Annotated in this window: 18 protein-coding genes; 5 read left to right on the plus strand and 13 right to left on the minus strand. The window is 30.8% G+C overall.

Annotation, left to right across the window (positions count from 1 at the left end; translation table 11 throughout):
• Positions 1-23 precede the first annotated feature (23 nt).
• The gene (locus AANAER_RS01350) at positions 24-953 is read left to right on the plus strand and encodes an AEC family transporter (RefSeq protein WP_129081450.1); all 930 of its coding nucleotides are present in this window, start codon (positions 24-26) and stop codon (positions 951-953) included.
• Between the two features lie 81 nt (positions 954-1,034).
• Here AANAER_RS01350 and rpsI read toward each other — a convergent pair whose 3' ends face one another.
• The 13 genes from rpsI to rpsT all read right to left on the minus strand — a co-directional run bounded on the left by rpsI (position 1,035) and on the right by rpsT (position 12,393).
• Positions 1,035-1,424 (minus strand): 30S ribosomal protein S9, encoded by a 390-nt coding sequence (gene rpsI, locus AANAER_RS01355; protein ID WP_044416595.1) that lies wholly within the window; start codon positions 1,422-1,424, stop codon positions 1,035-1,037.
• 5 nt (positions 1,425-1,429) lie between these two features.
• Positions 1,430-1,849: a 50S ribosomal protein L13 gene (gene rplM, locus AANAER_RS01360; RefSeq protein WP_044416593.1), complete on the minus strand. Its 420-nt coding sequence runs from the start codon at positions 1,847-1,849 to the stop codon at positions 1,430-1,432.
• A 76-nt stretch (positions 1,850-1,925) separates the two neighbouring features.
• On the minus strand, positions 1,926-3,302 hold the full coding sequence (locus AANAER_RS01365) for a sensor histidine kinase (RefSeq protein ID WP_129081451.1): 1,377 nt from the start codon (positions 3,300-3,302) through the stop codon (positions 1,926-1,928).
• The gene (locus tag AANAER_RS01370) at positions 3,296-3,970 is read right to left on the minus strand and encodes a response regulator transcription factor (protein ID WP_044416588.1); all 675 of its coding nucleotides are present in this window, start codon (positions 3,968-3,970) and stop codon (positions 3,296-3,298) included. The genes AANAER_RS01365 and AANAER_RS01370 overlap by 7 nt, the downstream gene beginning before the upstream one ends.
• 24 nt (positions 3,971-3,994) lie before the next feature.
• Entirely contained in the window at positions 3,995-4,390 is a 396-nt protein-coding gene (locus AANAER_RS01375; protein WP_129081452.1) for a phosphate-starvation-inducible PsiE family protein, read from the minus strand.
• 5 nt (positions 4,391-4,395) lie between these two features.
• The gene (locus tag AANAER_RS01380; protein WP_044416584.1) at positions 4,396-5,067 is read right to left on the minus strand and encodes a phosphate signaling complex PhoU family protein; all 672 of its coding nucleotides are present in this window, start codon (positions 5,065-5,067) and stop codon (positions 4,396-4,398) included.
• Positions 5,067-5,834, minus strand: a complete 768-nt coding sequence (pstB, locus tag AANAER_RS01385) for a phosphate ABC transporter ATP-binding protein PstB (RefSeq protein WP_129081453.1) — start codon at positions 5,832-5,834, stop codon at positions 5,067-5,069. The genes AANAER_RS01380 and pstB overlap by 1 nt, the downstream gene beginning before the upstream one ends.
• A gap of 15 nt (positions 5,835-5,849) precedes the next feature.
• A complete protein-coding gene (pstA, locus tag AANAER_RS01390) occupies positions 5,850-7,034 on the minus strand; it encodes a phosphate ABC transporter permease PstA (RefSeq protein WP_129081454.1) in 1,185 nt (394 codons plus the stop codon).
• Positions 7,031-7,960 carry a phosphate ABC transporter permease subunit PstC gene (gene pstC, locus AANAER_RS01395; protein WP_044416578.1) on the minus strand — a complete coding sequence of 310 codons (930 nt, stop codon included), beginning with the start codon at positions 7,958-7,960 and terminating at the stop codon, positions 7,031-7,033. Before pstC ends, pstA begins: the two co-directional genes overlap by 4 nt.
• A gap of 55 nt (positions 7,961-8,015) precedes the next feature.
• The gene (locus tag AANAER_RS01400) at positions 8,016-9,731 is read right to left on the minus strand and encodes a GGDEF domain-containing protein (RefSeq protein ID WP_129081455.1); all 1,716 of its coding nucleotides are present in this window, start codon (positions 9,729-9,731) and stop codon (positions 8,016-8,018) included.
• 91 nt (positions 9,732-9,822) lie between these two features.
• On the minus strand, positions 9,823-10,863 hold the full coding sequence (locus AANAER_RS01405; RefSeq protein WP_407646611.1) for a PstS family phosphate ABC transporter substrate-binding protein: 1,041 nt from the start codon (positions 10,861-10,863) through the stop codon (positions 9,823-9,825).
• A 149-nt stretch (positions 10,864-11,012) separates the two neighbouring features.
• Positions 11,013-12,080 (minus strand): peptide chain release factor 1, encoded by a 1,068-nt coding sequence (prfA, locus tag AANAER_RS01410; protein WP_129081457.1) that lies wholly within the window; start codon positions 12,078-12,080, stop codon positions 11,013-11,015.
• 52 nt (positions 12,081-12,132) lie between these two features.
• Entirely contained in the window at positions 12,133-12,393 is a 261-nt protein-coding gene (gene rpsT, locus AANAER_RS01415) for a 30S ribosomal protein S20 (RefSeq protein WP_044416576.1), read from the minus strand.
• A gap of 104 nt (positions 12,394-12,497) precedes the next feature.
• Between rpsT and glmM the strand changes: the two genes are divergently transcribed.
• The 4 genes from glmM to mobA all read left to right on the plus strand — a co-directional run bounded on the left by glmM (position 12,498) and on the right by mobA (position 16,228).
• Positions 12,498-13,832 (plus strand): phosphoglucosamine mutase, encoded by a 1,335-nt coding sequence (glmM, locus tag AANAER_RS01420; RefSeq protein WP_129081458.1) that lies wholly within the window; start codon positions 12,498-12,500, stop codon positions 13,830-13,832.
• The gene (lspA, locus tag AANAER_RS01425) at positions 13,829-14,299 is read left to right on the plus strand and encodes a signal peptidase II (RefSeq protein ID WP_129081459.1); all 471 of its coding nucleotides are present in this window, start codon (positions 13,829-13,831) and stop codon (positions 14,297-14,299) included. Before glmM ends, lspA begins: the two co-directional genes overlap by 4 nt.
• 69 nt (positions 14,300-14,368) lie before the next feature.
• Positions 14,369-15,649: a 3-isopropylmalate dehydratase large subunit gene (gene leuC / locus AANAER_RS01430; RefSeq protein WP_129081460.1), complete on the plus strand. Its 1,281-nt coding sequence runs from the start codon at positions 14,369-14,371 to the stop codon at positions 15,647-15,649.
• 3 nt (positions 15,650-15,652) lie between these two features.
• Complete coding sequence (gene mobA / locus AANAER_RS01435; RefSeq protein WP_129081461.1) at positions 15,653-16,228, plus strand: molybdenum cofactor guanylyltransferase MobA; 576 nt, start codon at positions 15,653-15,655, stop codon at positions 16,226-16,228.
• Positions 16,229-16,244: the final 16 nt, after the last annotated feature.

Genomic DNA, 16,244 nt, shown 5'->3' on the forward strand with positions numbered 1-16,244 from the left:
AACTTCAAAGATAAAGATAAATCATGACAGTTTTTTTTACGCTTTTAGGGAAAATTCTTCCTTTATATCTTAGTATTGTTTTGGGTGCATTAAGTACATACTTTTTAAAATGCGACAAAGAAACAGTTGCTAAGATATTACTTTTTATTTTGGCTCCTCTTATTGTTTTTAATGCAACATTAAATGTGAAATTAGACTTTTCGGTAATTTTTCTGCCTCTGTTTTTTTTCCTTTTTAGTACGGTTCTTGCTTTTTTACTCCTTCTTTTTTTTAAAAAGATTTGGGATGATAATACTTCTAATCTTTTGGCTTTTAGTACGGCAACGGGAAATACGGGGAATATAGGAATTCCTCTGGCAATTTTGTTTTTAGAGCCAAAATATGTAGATATTTTTATATTTACGGTTTTAGCTTCGATTCTTTATCAAAACTCTGTTGGATACTATATTACCGCAAAGGGAAATTTTACGGCTATGCAAAGTATAAAAAAAGTTTTAAAACTCCCTGTTTTATATGCTTTTATTTTAGGGCTTGTTTTAAATTTATGGGGCTTTAAACTGCCTGAAATTTTTTCATCTTATAGCTCTTATTTAAAAGGTGCTTATGCAATTTTGGGAATGATGCTGCTTGGAATGGGAATGGAAAAGATAAAATTAAACAGCTCTTTTGTGGATATGAAATTTATCTCATATGCAATGTTTATTAAATTTATAATCTGGCCTGCAACTGTTTTAGTTTTTATTTTTTTAGATAAACATTTTCTGTTTTATTTAAACGATAAGGGGCTTTATATGGTTATGTTTTTATTTTCTATTGTTCCTCTTGCAGGAAATACGGTTACCGTTGCAACTTTATTGAATGTTAAACCTGAGAAGATGTCCTTAACGGTTTTTATATCTAGTCTGATTTCACTTTTTTATATACCTTTTGCAGTATTTTTATATATGAGTTAAAAAAAAAGGAGACAAAATTTTTGTCTCCTTTGAAAGTAGTGTAATTTCGGCAAAAGCAAAAAAATTGCTCTTGTATAAAAATTATCTTTTTGAGAACTGAGTTGATTTTCTCGCTTTTTTCTTTCCGTATTTTTTTCTCTCTACAGATCTTGCATCTCTTGTTAATAAACCGTAAGGTTTTAAGATAGCTCTGAATTGCTCATCATAAGCAACTAAAGCTCTTGAAATACCGTGTCTGATAGCATCTGCTTGTGCTGAGTAACCACCGCCAAGTGTTTTAACAACAACATTAACTGATGATTCTTGTTTAGATACTTCTAGTGGTTGCATAACTCTTTTTTTAATTGCTTCATGTCCACCTAACCATGCATCTAAAGATTGACCGTTGATTGTAAGTTGACCGTTTCCGTTTTCTAACCATACTTTAGCTATAGAAGTCTTTCTTCTTCCTGTTGCATATACTTTTGCCATTAGTCTTATCCTTTAATTTGCGCAGTGTGTGGGTGTTCGCTTCCTGCGTATACTTTTAATTTTTTTAACATCTCTTTACCAAGTTTTGTTTTTGGTAACATACCTCTTGTAGCTAGTTTATATAGTTTTTCAGGATTTTTTTCTAGCATTTCAGACATTTTGTGAGTTTTTGTACTTCCAAAATATCCAGAGTGAGTGTAATAATTTTTATCTTCTATTTTAGCACCTGTAAATTTAGCTTTAGATGCATTGATGATAATTACATTGTCTCCACAGTCTACATGGGGAGTATATGAAGGCTTATGTTTTCCTCTTAATAGTGTTGCAACTTCAGTAATAATTCTACCAAAAACTTTATCAGTTGCATCTACTACTATCCAATCTCTTTCGATTTCGTTAGCTTTTGCCATTTGAGTAAATTTCATTTATTTTCTCCGATTTTGTTAATGAGGTGGAATAATATTCTACTTATGCTTAAATATTACTTAATTTAAGTGATATTTAATAATTTATGCTAAATTCAGAACCTTCATGTATTTTACTGCTTATTTTAAGCTCAAAATTGTGAAGTTTTAATATAGAATGAACAATAAAAAGACCAAGACCTAATGAGTTGTTCCAACCGTTTTGAGATACTCTGTAAAATTTTTGATTAATCTTTTTAATTTCCTCTTCGTCTATTCCTATACCTTTGTCTATTACTGAAATAGTTGAGGGGGTTATTTTTACTACTACTTCATCTTCCGAATATTTTAGGGCATTTTCTATTAGATTTGTTAATGCCATCGAAAAAAGAGTTTCATCTACTTTTATTATAATATCTTCACCTATTATATTAATATCTCTTTGCGTATATTTTTCTTTTAAATCAGGAATAATTTCATTTAAGATAGAGTATAAAGAGCATTCGCTTGTCATAATACTTTGTTTACCCTCTTCAAGTTTTAAAGTTAGTCTTAATTTATCAATTATCTGAGACATTTTATTCCCGTTTGAGTATATTTTATTTAAAAACTTTTCTTGCATTTTTTCAGGTAAATCCCTATCATTTAAGATAGTCTCCGCATATCCCGTTATAATTGCGATAGGATTTTTAAATTCATGGGAAATTGCCGATATTATTTCATCTTTTTGTCTATTTGCCAGTTTTAGTTTGGCATTTTGTTTTGCTTTTTGTTTCTCTTTTTTTGATAATTTACTTGCTACTTTGTTTAAAAGTCTAGTTATCTTGCTAAACTCTTCACAAAAATCCGAATAGAGTTCCTGCTTGGGTCTTTTGTGGCTCATTTGAATTAAGTAATCCAAAATTGAGTTTGTTTCATCTTTTATTTTTAAACTTAAATAATAAGTAACAATAAAAAAACCGCCTAAAAATAGGGCAATAAAACCTATTAGCTGATATACTAACTCGGTAAAGTTATCTTGGATTTTATATGTATAATCGGCTAATCTTATATAATAGATTTTATCATCGATTACGATTTTTTTTGCAACATAAAGAAGCTCTTGATCTAAAGTATGGGAAAATCTGATTTTTTTACCGTATCCGTTATATTTTGCGTGAATTATCTCATATCTGTTAGAGTGGTTTTCCATTCTTTTAATGTTTTTATCGCTATCTGCGATTACTACTCCGTTTTCATCTATTATGGTAATTCTGTTTCCTGTTTTTGCTTTAAAGGTTTTTACTATATATTTTACGTTATCCAAATTCGTAAAAGAAAAAGAGAGAGAATCGATATTCTGGGAAAGATTTTTCTCTATTTGATCTAAATATATATGTTTTGACCAAAAATATATGGTAATACTTAATACAAGTAACATTAATAAAAAAATAAGTGAAAAAGTTCGTAAAAAAAGTTGATGTAATTTTAGCAAAACAAGTAACCTTCTCCTCTGATTGATTTAATATAATCTTTTGTACCGTCAGGATCGATTTTTGCTTTTAATCTTTTTATCGCAACATTAACAGTTTTTAGTTTTTTGTCGTAAGAATCTTCCCAAACAGTTTCAAGCAGATGTTCTCTTGTCATTAAAATATCTCTGTTTTTTATAAATTCCAAAAGTAAATTGTGTTCTAAATGAGTTAAAATAATCTCTTCATTGTTGATATAAAACTTTTTATTTGCTGCTTTATAAACTATATCTCTTACTTTTAAAACATCTACTTCTTTATTTGATCTTCTAATAATCGCTTTTATTCTTGCCAAAGTCTCTTTAACATTAAAAGGTTTGGTAATATAATCATCTGCATAAGCGTCAAAACCCTCTAAAATATCTTCATCTTTATCTTTTGCCGTAAGATATATTACAGGGGTGTCATAACCTCTCTCTTTTATTTTATTTATAAATTCAGTTCCGTCTATTCCCGGAAGATTTCTATCCATAATAATTAAATCGATTTTCTCTTCATCTAATACTTTTTCAAGTTTTTCATTTACGTTTAAAAAGCCTATTGTTTCATATCCCTCTTTTTGTAAAGAGTATTCCAAAAGTTCTAAAATATCTTCTTCGTCTTCTACTATTAATATTAATTTTTCATTCATTCTTTTTACTTTATACTTTTTTATCTAATCGTTTTCTTCTTTTTTATTTTTCAAAAGTTTGACAACACCCGGGGAATATTTTATTGCTAAAATCCTAAAAATAAAGAATACAAAGATAACAAAAAGAAGAAAAAGTATTGTAAAATAGTCTTTATTTGGATAAGAGGTATTTATAATTACGTCTCTTATTAGAAAAATTATAAATATATCAATTACGAACCTAAGTCTTAATTTCTGTTTTTTGATAAAATCAGAAATCATTTTCACTACTTCCATAACAACTATAAATTCAAGCATTAAAACAATTGCTTTGTAAAATTCAAATCCCGCAACAATAATTATCGTAAAAATTATTGCTGCGGCAAGAACTTCATAGTTGTTGCTGAAATACTCTTTTATATTTGAAAATAGTTTTTTCATTAAAATTATTTTGCTTGTTCAATCTCTCCGCCGACTCTTGCAAATAAAATTAAGTTTGCAATGGATGCTGCTCTATCTGCCGTTTTTTCAAGTCTTCTAAGACTGCTTAATACATCAAAATAGTCTTTTGACAACTCAATATTTTTTGAAATAAGTTTTAGAGTGTTTTTACCGATTATTGCATATAAATCATCGGTTTTACTCTCTTCTACGCTTACTTTTCGAAATCCTGCTTCTATTGCTTTGTCATCTGTCTCTTTTAACAAACTTACGGCAATTTCAAAAGCAGAGTTTGATGCTTTTAATAGAGGAATTGCATACTCTAAAATTGAGTGTTTATCCAAGTCATTGGTAAAAGATTGTCTAAATGTTTTAACAAATATTTTAGAGTTTGCACCTGCTCTTAACATTTCGTTTGTTATTTTAAGATATGACACCATCTCTCTTAAATCTTTTGCCTCAGGAGAGTAAAGGGCAAGTGTTTTTACTATTAAATTATCTATCTCATTTGTTTTTATAGATAGATTTTTTATAGATAAGGTCACATCTTTTAACATAGATAAGTCATTCTCTTTTAATGCAGAAAGAGATATCTTATTTGCATAAATTATCTCTTCACCTATACCGTAAATTTCTTCTCTTATTTTTTGTAAGTTTTCTTCATATGGTTTTAACATTATCCGAACCTTCCTGTAATATAATCTTCTGTTTTTTTATTTGTAGGGTTTACGAAAATCGTATCAGTTTCATCATATTCAATCAATTTTCCTAGATGAAAAAATGCCGTATAATCCGCAACTCTGGCAGCTTGCTGCATATTATGGGTTACTGTTATAATTGTATATTTCTCTTTTAATTCAAGCATTAAAGCTTCAATCTTTTCAGTTGAAATAGGATCAAGGGCAGATGTAGGTTCATCCATTAAAATCACTTCGGGTTTAACCGCTATTGTTCTTGCAATACAAAGTCTTTGCTGTTGCCCTCCTGAAAGGGAAGTTCCCGGGTCATTTAATTTATCTTTTACTTCTCCCCAAAGACCTGCATCTTTTAAAGATTTTTCAACTAATTCGTCACATTCTCTTCCTTTTTTTACATGACCGTGTTTTAAAGGAGCATAAGAGACATTGTCGTAAATAGATTTAGGAAAAGGGTTAGGTTGTTGAAAAACCATTCCTATTTTTTTTCTTACGCTTACTTCATCTACATCTTTATCGTAAATGTTTTTCCCGTCAATTACAACCGAACCGTCAATTTTAACTATAGAGATTAAGTCATTCATTCTGTTTAAGCATCTTAAGAATGTAGATTTTCCACATCCTGAAGGTCCGATTAAAGCAGTTATTTTATTTTCGTAAAGTGGTACAGTGATGCTATGAAGAGCATGATTCTCTCCATACCAAAGATTTAATTCTTTTACATCTACTTTTATTTTATTTTTTGACATTTTTATTTTTCCTTATTACCATTTAACTTCATATTTTTTTCTAAGATATATTGCCAATGAATTTAGCGAAATTAAGATTGTCAATAACACCATAATTCCGGCAGCTGTTTTTTCAACATACATTCTCTCAGGCATACCTGCCCATGTAAAAAGTTGAGCAGGCATTACAGTAGCTGCTTCTAAAATCGAACCCGGAGCATCGGGGATAAAAGCAATCATTCCTATAATAATTAAAGGTGCAGTTTCACCCATAGCTTGAGCCAAACCGATAATTGAACCTGTTAAAATCCCCGGAAATGCAAGGGGTAAAACATGATCTCTTGTTACTTCGATTTTTGTAAGTCCTAAACCGTATCCCGCTTGTCTTATTGAATCGGGAACCGCTCTTAGTGCCGCTCTTGAACTTACTATGATTATAGGTAGAGTCATTAAAGCAAGGGTTAAACCTCCAACTAAAGGGGAAGATCTAGGCAGACCGAAAAGATTAATAAAAATTGCAAGCCCTAAAAGTCCGAAGAGAATCGAAGGAATTGCTGCCAGATTGTTTATATTTACTTCAATAGTTTGGGTGAATTTATTGTCATCCGCAAACTCTTCTAGATAGATTGCCGTCATTACTCCTACTGGAAAAGCAAAAAGCATTGTAATAATAAGTGTTAAAATAGAACCTACTATTGCAGATTTAAGCCCTGCATATTCAGGTGCCTTTGAGTCACCGTTTTGGAAAAAAAGTTTACTAAATTTTAAATCTATTTCTCCGTAGGCTTTCATATCATCTATAAGAGCTCTATCTTTTCTTTTCAATTTATAATAGTGACCTTTTATATATTGATCAACTTGGTCATCTGCTAAAACCCAAGTTTTTATAGTTTTTCCTATTAGTTCCGGATTTTCTTCCATTTGGGTAGGAACGGTTCTAAGCCATGCTCTTGAAACGACTCTTGAATATTTTCTATCTATTGCTTTTCTATAGTTGTTTTTAGCTTCCTGGCTGTATGTTACGTTTATGTGCAGATATGCTTGCTTAAATGCGGGAGTTCCTTTAGTAATCATATCATAAAGAAAAAAAGCAAGGAAAGCAATGGAAAAGACTAATGATGTTACGGTAAATACTTTAAATCTTTTTGAACTTCTATGTCTTTTGTTTAAAGTCGGGTCATAAAATGGATTATCTTTGTGTTTGTCATTCTGTTTTATCATAATGTATTCACTTTATATTTTTCTTTAAATTTTCTAATCATTGTTAATGAGATAATATTCAAAATCAATGTTATAACAAATAGTGCAAGACCTAAGGCAAAAGCAGATAAAGTCTCAGGTGAATTAAATGCTTGGTCACCGACTAATGCATCAACGATTCTAACTGTTACTGTAGTCATATCTTCTAAAGGATTAAGAGATAAGTTTGGTCTAAGACCTGCTGCCATAACAACAATCATTGTCTCTCCCACAGCTTTTGAAAAACCTAAAAGCGTAGCTGAAATGATTCCCGGAAGCGCTGAAGGTAATACTATGTTTTTTATAGTTTCACCTTGAGTCATACCAAGACCTAAAGAGGCTTTTCTTTGTGAATCGGGAACTGCTTTTATTACGTCATCTGAGAGTGACGAAATAACGGGGATAATCATAACTCCCATAACAACTCCTGAAGCCAAAGCCGAATTAAAGGTGGCTTCTAATCCGAAAAATGATGCGGCTTTAACAACAAAAGGGGCTACTGTAATAGCTGCAAAGAATCCGTATACAACTGTCGGAATACCTGCTAATATTTCTAAAAGAGGTTTTAAATAATCTCTTGTTCTAGCTGATGCATATTCACTTAAATATACAGCACTTCCAAGACCGATTGGAATGGCAACTGCCATAGCAATAAGGGTAATCATTAAGGTACCTGCAAAAATAGGAACAGCACCGAATTTACTTCCTACAATACCAGGAGACCACTCAAGACCTGTTAGAAAATACCAGAAGCTTCTTAATTGAAAAAATGAGATAGCTTCAAACAGTATAGAAAAGAGAATCCCGAAAGTGGTTAAGATTGAGATGGTTGAGGCAACAATCAAAGCAGTCTTAATAGCTTTCTCTTTAATTACCGTTGTTCTGTTTTTTGATTCAAATGAATGCAATTCTTACCTTTCAAATAAATTTAGGCAATTGTATTACGAAATGGTTACATTGAAGTTACATATTAATGCAGATACCAAAAGGGCTGTTTTTTGTTTTAGATGCTTTTTTTATAGCGCCTAGTTTTGAATTGAAATTTTCTAAAGAACTGTTTTTTGAAACTTCGATTATAGAAGCTGATACGCTTAAAAGTTTAAACTCTCTTATTATCCCGTATCTGTCTTTTGCCGTTATATGACCGTTTTTCGTATCTGTATCATTGTAAAGACTCTGTACGTTTAGTTCAAACTCTTTTTGAATGTCAAAAATAATATTATAGATATTTTCGTAAGCCATATTTATAAAACCTACAAAAAAGTCGTCTCCACCTATATGAGCAATAAAACTCTCCCTTGAAAGATGTTTTTGTAAAATTTCTGAAAACATTAAAATTGCTCTGTCTCCCAATCTAAAACCGTAAGTATCATTAAAGGGTTTAAAGTCGTTAAAATCAAAATATACAATTTGGGCTTGAAGTTTTTTATCAAAAACGCTATATATAAACTCATCAATCTGACTATTTCCGGGAAGTTTTGTTAGAGGGTTTTGGTTCTCTGCAATTTCGAGATTTCTTTTATAAGATAGCAAAAGCAGATTATTTAAGCTTATAAAGCCGTAATAAATAGAGTCTTTACTTACAAAAATACCTTTTGCATCATTTCTCATATTAAATATTTCAAGAGCTTTGTCAATTCCCCAGCTTATATCAATCTCGGGAACAGGTTGTAAATAATGTTTGAGTTTTGCTTTAAAAGATTGATTTTTTGCCAAAGACAAACCGTATTGAGAGTATGATATTTTTTTTATATCTACTTCATAAACGGCACCTAAAATTTTCTTTTCATCATTTACAATAGGAACAAAGGTATTTTTAGTATGCTCTTTAAAATATATAAACAGATCATGTAAAGATGAGTTTTCATTTATAGGATCAATTTTTTGAATAAAAGATTTATCTATGTAATTACTTAAATGCCGTCTGTCTTTTTTAAAAAAACTTTTGTCTTTGTAACTTTTTTTTATCTCTTTAATATCAGTTTTGGGTCTGCAAAGAAGGTAACCTTGAACATAATCAACTTTAATATCTTTGCAGGTGAAATACTCTTCATTTTGTTCAATACCTTCTGCAATGACTTTTATTCCCATTATATGAGCCATTTCAACTATAGAAGAGCAAAAGAGTCTTTTCTTGTGGTCTTTATGAATATTTTCTATAAAAAATCTATCAATTTTTATAAAAGTGGTATCTGAAATATATAAAAGATGAAGCCCTGAGATACCCGTTCCAAAATCATCGATTGCTATATTTATACTATTTTGTTTTAGATTATTGATAATCTCTTGAAAAAGTTTTTCATCTTCAAAAGGATTATGCTCCGTTAGTTCAAAACACAATCTGTCTGATTTGATGTTAAACTCATTTAGCAAACCCATAGTATCGTCAAGTTTTCTATTGGGCATTGCAAAGACTCTGTTATCTATATTGTAAAAGAGCTTTAGATTGGGAATATCGATTTTATTAAATTTTTTTAAAGCTTTTTTTCTCAATTTTATATCATAGTAAAATAGGGTTTCACTATTTGCCAAATAGTCAAAAAATGCTTTTATAGAGTCAAAATTTAACTCTTGGCAATTTCTTAAAAGAGCTTCAACGGCAAATGTTTTACCCGAAAAAGTATTTATGATTGGTTGAAAAGCAAAGTCTAGTTTGCTTATATCGAGATCCTTTTTTATAGCTTTTCCCTTAGAGTTGGACTTATAAGTAGGTTTTTGTTTTTAAAAATCTAATTATAAGTCTAAAAGAGAAGAAAACTTCTCTTTTAACTTATTTTTTAGATAAATCATCTAATGTAAGTTTTTTACCTGCTAATACATCTTTTCTGATTGAAGTTCTAAAATCTTGCGGTAACGGGATTAATCCGATTTCACTTAAGATTCCGTCTTTTCCTATCATATTTTCAGACATAAACATCTCAATATATTTGTTCATTGCAGGAACATCTTTTTTATGAGAGTTTTTTGTATAGAAGAAAAGAGATCTTGATACAGGATATTTTGCAGATGAAATATTATCAGGAGTTGCAGCTATTCCATTGATTGTAGCACCAGATAATTTATCTTCGTTCTCTTCTAAAAATGAGAATCCGAAAATACCGAATGCATTTTTGTTTTTAGTTAGTTTTTGAACAATAATATTATCATTTTCACCAGATGGTACATATACACCGTCTTGTCTTATTACAGAGTATTTTTTATATTTTTTATCAGCTTTTGCTTTATCTGTATAAACTGCCATTTTTTTGAAAATGTGTTGCATTACTAGCTCTTCAAAAGCATCTCTTGTTCCTGAAGATTTTGGCGGTCCGTAAACGATGATTTCTCTGTTTGGTAAAGAAGAATCAATATCAGACCAATTTTTATATGGGTTTTTAATTAAAGATTTTCCGTCTTTTGAAGGTACTTCTTCAGCAACAGCTAATGCTAATTGCTCTCTTGTAACATTAAAAGCATTATTTGATTTATCTTGTGCAAATGCGATACCGTCATATCCGATTACCGATTCAGTAATATCAGTTACTCCGTTTTCTTCACAAAGTTTGAACTCTTTTGTTTTCATTCTTCTTGAAGCATTTGTAATATCAGGAGTGTTTAAACCGTTTCCTGCACAGAAAAGTTTCATACCTCCACCTGAACCTGTTGATTCAACTACTGGAGTTGGATATTTTGTTGTTGCACCTAATTCTTCAGCTACAGCAGAAGAGAAAGGGTATACTGTAGAAGAACCTACAATTTTAATTTGATCTCTAGCACTTAAAGATACAGTAAGTGCAGCAGATGCAAATAAAGCAAGTGTTGTTTTTTTGATTGTCATTTTTATCTCCGTAAAAAATTAAGATAACGGAATTGTACATTCAGACGATTACATTTTGGTTACTTCTAATAATTAAATTTTATTTAAGAAAGTTATAAAAAAAGGTTGTTTATAAAGATTATTTTAGTTGAAATAAACGGATTTTACAATCCGTTTGCTTCTATAAGTCTTGCTTGATGGTCTGCGATTAAAGGATCAATAATCTCATCAAAAAGTCCATCATTCATAATATAGTCAAGTCTATATAAAGTTAAATTTATTCTATGGTCCGAAACTCTGTTTTGCGGATAATTATAAGTTCTAATTCTTCCGCTTCTGTCACCGGTTCCTACTTGTTCTTTTCTACTTGCACCTTCTGCTTGCATTTTTTCTTGCATTTGCATATCATAAAGTCTGGCTTTAAGCACTTTCATAGCTTTCTCTTTATTTTTGTGCTGAGATTTCTGATCTTGGTTTGTTACGACAATTCCTGTCGGAATATGGGTAATTCTTACAGCTGAGTCGGTTGTATTTACAGATTGTCCACCGCACCCGCTTGATCTCATTACATCAATTTTAAGGTCGTTTGGATTTATATCTACTTCAACATCATCAACTTCAGGCATTACCGCAACCGTAATTGCCGAAGTGTGTACTCTTCCTTGTGATTCCGTTGCAGGAACCCTTTGCACTCTATGGGTACCACCTTCAAATTTTAATTTTGAGTATACATGGTCACCTTTGAAAAGAGCTACTATTTCCTTATATCCACCGGCTTCACTCTCACTTTGGTTCATGATTTCTACTTTCCAACCATTGTTTTCGGCATATCTTAAATAACCTCTGAAAAGATCGCCTACAAAGATTGCAGCTTCATCTCCGCCTGTTCCTGCTCTTAATTCCAAATAGATATTTTTTGCATCATTCGGATCTTTAGGAATCATTAGAAATTTTATCTCTTCTTCAAGTTCGGGTTTTTTTGCTTCAAGCTCTTTTAACTCTTCTTTAGCAAGTTCCCCTAGCTCTTCATCTTCAAGCATTACTTTGTTTTCTTCGATATCTTCTATTACTTTGATATACTCTTTTGCTTTTGTAACAATTGGTTCAATATTTGATTGTTCTTTGGAAAGTTCAGTCATCTTTTTTATATCAGATGTGATATCTGGAGAGATTAATAAATTATTAATCTCTTCATATCTGTCTATAAAAGGTTGTAATTTATCTTGTAGCATAATTGTTTGTATTTATTAAATGTTATAGACTAAATATATAATATAATATTATTTATATAGCATTAACTTTTGTTTGTAATCTACTAACTTTTCTTGCTGCATTACCTTTTTTCAAGATTCCTTTACTAACGCAGTGATGGATATATTTGTTAGCAGCTTTCATAGCTTCAGCCGCTTTAGTTTTATCAGCAGCTTCAATAGCAGCTAAAACATCTTTTGTAACGTTTTTAATTCTAGTTTTGTAAAATCTGTTTCTTTCAGTTTTTACTTTAGTTTGTCTTGCTCTTTTCTCAGCAGATTTATGATTTGCCATATTAATTTAACCTCTTTGTAAAATTTTTAAGGGTAGAATAATATCCAAATAACTTTAAAGTTAGTTTAAAATAAGGTAAGTTTAATAAAAACATAGGAAATTATATGAAACTATTTGGAACAGATGGAGTTCGTGGTAAGGCTGGCGAATTTTTAGATGCAATTACAGTTTTAAAATTGGCGAAAGCTGCTGGAATATATTTTAGAAAATTTTCAACAACAAAAAAAATATTAGTGGGTAAAGATACAAGACGTAGCGGTTATATGATAGAAAATGCTCTTGTCAGCGGTTTAACCTCGGTAGGGTATAATGTAATTCAAATAGGACCGATGCCTACGCCTGCTATTGCGTACTTAACCGAATCTATGAGATGTGATGCGGGAATTATGATTAGTGCTTCACATAATCCTTATGAAGATAACGGAATTAAATTTTTTGATAATCACGGAGACAAATTAGGTACTTCATGCGAAGCTGAGATTGAAAAAATATTTCATAATGATGATTTGCTGCAAGAAGAAGAGGCTACAGGCAGAAGTATAGGATCATCAAAAAGAATTGATGATGTTATAGGAAGATATATTGTAGCTATAAAAAGCACTTTTCCGCAAGATTTGACATTAAACGGAATAAGAATCGTTCTTGATTGTGCAAACGGGGCAGCATATAAAGTAGCTCCTACTATTTTAGATGAATTAGGAGCAGATGTTATTACTATTAACAATGAACCTAACGGTTACAATATTAATGAAAGCTGCGGAGCTTTACATCCTGAGCAAGTGGGAAAATTAGTAAGAGAATATAGAGCAGATATAGGTATAGCACTTGACGGGGATGCAGATAGAGTTGTAGTAGTAGATGAAAACGGAGAGGTTATCGACGGAGACAAACTTCTTGGTTCTTTAGCACTCTTCTTAAGAGATGAAAAACTTTTAAAAGGAGATGCTTGTGTTGCAACCGTGATGTCAAATAAAGCATTAGAAGATTTTTTAGCTTCACATGATTTAAAACTTATTAGATCAAATGTAGGAGATAAACACGTTTTAGAACAGATGAAAAGCAACGGCGTAAATTTCGGCGGAGAACAAAGCGGTCATATAATTTTCTCCGATGTTGCAAAAACAGGTGACGGTTTAGCTTCGGCTCTTCAAGTATTGGCTTTAATGTTAAGAAGTAAGAAAAAAGCAAGTGAAATTTTAAATCCCTTTGAATTGTATCCTCAAATTTTGGTTAATGTAAAAGTAAGTGAGAAAAAGCCTCTTGATAAAATAGAAGGATTAGAAGAACTTTTAAGCGGTTTTAGAAAAAAAGGTTTAAGAGATCTGATAAGATACTCAGGTACAGAGAATAAAATAAGACTGCTTCTTGAAGGAAAAAATAAAAAAGAGGTAGAAAAATCTATGAAAGAGCTTGAAAGTTTTATTAAAAAAGCCCTATGAAAAGCAGATTAAAATCAAGTATTTATATATTTTTAACCGTTTTTATAATTGATCAGGCAGTTAAATACGGATTTGCACATTTCAATTGGGATGTGCAAGGGTCTGTAATGTCTCTTCAATTAGCATATAATTACGGTGTAGCCTTCTCAATGTTCTCTTTTTTAGCTCACTATTTAAAATATATTCAACTAGGATTAGTAATATTAGGAACTCTGTATCTTTATAAAAATCAAGATGTTTTCAAAGAGTATTATTTTGCTATAGCACTTTTATATGCAGGAGGTTTGTCTAATATTTTAGATAGATTTACTTACGGAGGAGTTGTTGATTATTTCTATTGGCACTATTTATTTGAATTTGCAATATTCAATTTGGCTGACGTAATCATTGATTTGGCTGTAGTAATAATAATCTACAAACAGTTTAAACAGGGCAAAAAGAGTAATAATAAGGTTTGTGAAAATTAACAAAATTTGGTAGTTAAAAAAAATTTAGCTATAATCGGGCAAAAAATTAAAATTTAAAGAGAGTAATTAATGGGTCAAACAATTACAGAAAAAATATTTAGTGAACATGTTGGACATGAAGTTTACGCGGGAGAAATCGTAAGAAGTCCAATTGATATGGTTATCGGAAATGATATTACGACTCCTATTTCAATAAAAGCATTTGAAGATGGTGGTTTTGAAAAATTGGCAAATCCTGACGGTTTTGCAATTGTACTAGATCACTTCATTCCTGCTAAAGATATAGCAAGTGCAAATCAAGCAAAAATCAGTAGAGATTTTGCAATAAAACATAATCTTAAAAACTTTTTTGATGAAAAAGATATGGGAATCGAACACGCTTTATTACCTGAAAAAGGTTTAGTCTTACCTGGTGACGTAATAATAGGAGCAGATTCACATACCTGTACTCACGGAGCTTTAGGAGCTTTTTCAACGGGAATGGGAAGTACTGATATCTCATTTGGAATGATAACAGGAGGAAACTGGTTTAAAGTTCCCGAATCAATAAAAGTAGTATTTAAAGGAAAACCTGCACCTTTTGTTACGGGAAAAGATTTGATTTTGGAAATTATCAGAATTTTGGGTGTTGACGGAGCTTTATATAAAACTTTGGAATTTACCGGAGATACAATTAAATATTTATCAATGGATGATAGATTCTCTTTATGTAATATGGCTATTGAAGCAGGAGCTAAAAACGGTATTGTTGCATATGATGAAACAACAAAAGAGTTTTTAGATAAAGTATCACAGGCAAACGGTGGATTAAGAGCAGAACCTAAAATCCATTATAGCGATGAAGATGCAAACTACTGTCAAGTAATAGAGATAGATGTTGAAAAACTTGAGCCTGTGATTGCTTATCCGTTTTTACCTTCAAACGGGCACTCTGTTTCACAAGCTGTGGCAGATAATATAAAAGTTGATCAAGTATTTATAGGAAGCTGTACAAACGGTAGATTAAGTGATTTCAAAATTGCAGCGGAAATTTTAGACGGTAAAAAAGTTGCAAGACATGTAAGACTTATTTTAACTCCGGGAACTCAAAAAATCTTAAGAGAAGCAACTAAACTTGGATATATCGATACTTTGGTAGATGCGGGAGCTGTTGTATCAAATCCTACTTGCGGAGCATGTTTAGGCGGTTATATGGGGATTTTAGGAGACAATGAAGTATGTATCTCAACTACAAATAGAAACTTTGTAGGTAGAATGGGTTCTAGAACTTCTAAAATATATTTGGCTAATTCGGCAGTTGCCGCTGCATCTGCAATTTCAGGTTATATAACAGACCCAAGAAGCTTATAAAAAATGAACACTCTTCCCTTTGAAATACCTTGTGTAATTCTATGCGGAGGAAAAAGTTCACGAATGGGAGAAGACAAGGCTCTTCTTCCTTTCTCAAATTTTGATACTTTATCACAATACCAATACGAAAAATTCAAACCTTTTTTTAAAAAAGTTTATATCTCTTCAAAAACTAACAAATTTGATTTTGATGTAAATTTAATATTAGATAAAAGCAATATCTATTCACCCATAGTTGCTCTAAAATCTATTTTTGAGAGTTTAAAAGATGAAAAAAAAATATTTATAATTTCAGTTGATACTCCTTTTATAAAGATTGAAACTATAAAAAAGTTAATAGATAACTCTTTAAATTATGAAATAGTGGTTCCCCAAACTGAAAAAGTTCATAATTTGTGTGCTGTTTTTGATAAATCATCTCTGTTATTTATCGAAAAAATGTTATCTGAAAATATTCATAAAGTGGGTTATCTTTTAAAGAATTGTAATACTAAAATAATCAAATTCTATGATGAAGATGAATTTTTGAATCTAAATGATAAAATAATCTATAATAAAGCAAACTTATATATAAGATAAACTAATATTTAAAATT

The sequence above is a fragment of the Halarcobacter anaerophilus genome, from assembly GCF_006459125.1.
In the GTDB taxonomy this organism is placed as follows: domain Bacteria; phylum Campylobacterota; class Campylobacteria; order Campylobacterales; family Arcobacteraceae; genus Halarcobacter; species Halarcobacter anaerophilus.

Bases quoted from the DNA above. Each gene is read 5' to 3' on its own strand.
- AANAER_RS01350 (WP_129081450.1), top strand. From the start codon at position 24: ATGACAGTTTTTTTTACGCTTTTAGGGAAAATTCTTCCTTTATATCTT.
- rpsI (WP_044416595.1), bottom strand. From the start codon at position 1,424: ATGGCAAAAGTATATGCAACAGGAAGAAGAAAGACTTCTATAGCTAAA.
- rplM (WP_044416593.1), bottom strand. From the start codon at position 1,849: ATGAAATTTACTCAAATGGCAAAAGCTAACGAAATCGAAAGAGATTGG.
- AANAER_RS01370 (WP_044416588.1), bottom strand. From the start codon at position 3,970: ATGAATGAAAAATTAATATTAATAGTAGAAGACGAAGAAGATATTTTA.
- AANAER_RS01375 (WP_129081452.1), bottom strand. From the start codon at position 4,390: ATGAAAAAACTATTTTCAAATATAAAAGAGTATTTCAGCAACAACTAT.
- AANAER_RS01380 (WP_044416584.1), bottom strand. From the start codon at position 5,067: ATGTTAAAACCATATGAAGAAAACTTACAAAAAATAAGAGAAGAAATT.
- pstB (WP_129081453.1), bottom strand. From the start codon at position 5,834: ATGTCAAAAAATAAAATAAAAGTAGATGTAAAAGAATTAAATCTTTGG.
- pstA (WP_129081454.1), bottom strand. From the start codon at position 7,034: ATGATAAAACAGAATGACAAACACAAAGATAATCCATTTTATGACCCG.
- prfA (WP_129081457.1), bottom strand. From the start codon at position 12,080: ATGCTACAAGATAAATTACAACCTTTTATAGACAGATATGAAGAGATT.
- rpsT (WP_044416576.1), bottom strand. From the start codon at position 12,393: ATGGCAAATCATAAATCTGCTGAGAAAAGAGCAAGACAAACTAAAGTA.
- glmM (WP_129081458.1), top strand. From the start codon at position 12,498: ATGAAACTATTTGGAACAGATGGAGTTCGTGGTAAGGCTGGCGAATTT.
- lspA (WP_129081459.1), top strand. From the start codon at position 13,829: ATGAAAAGCAGATTAAAATCAAGTATTTATATATTTTTAACCGTTTTT.
- leuC (WP_129081460.1), top strand. From the start codon at position 14,369: ATGGGTCAAACAATTACAGAAAAAATATTTAGTGAACATGTTGGACAT.
- mobA (WP_129081461.1), top strand. From the start codon at position 15,653: ATGAACACTCTTCCCTTTGAAATACCTTGTGTAATTCTATGCGGAGGA.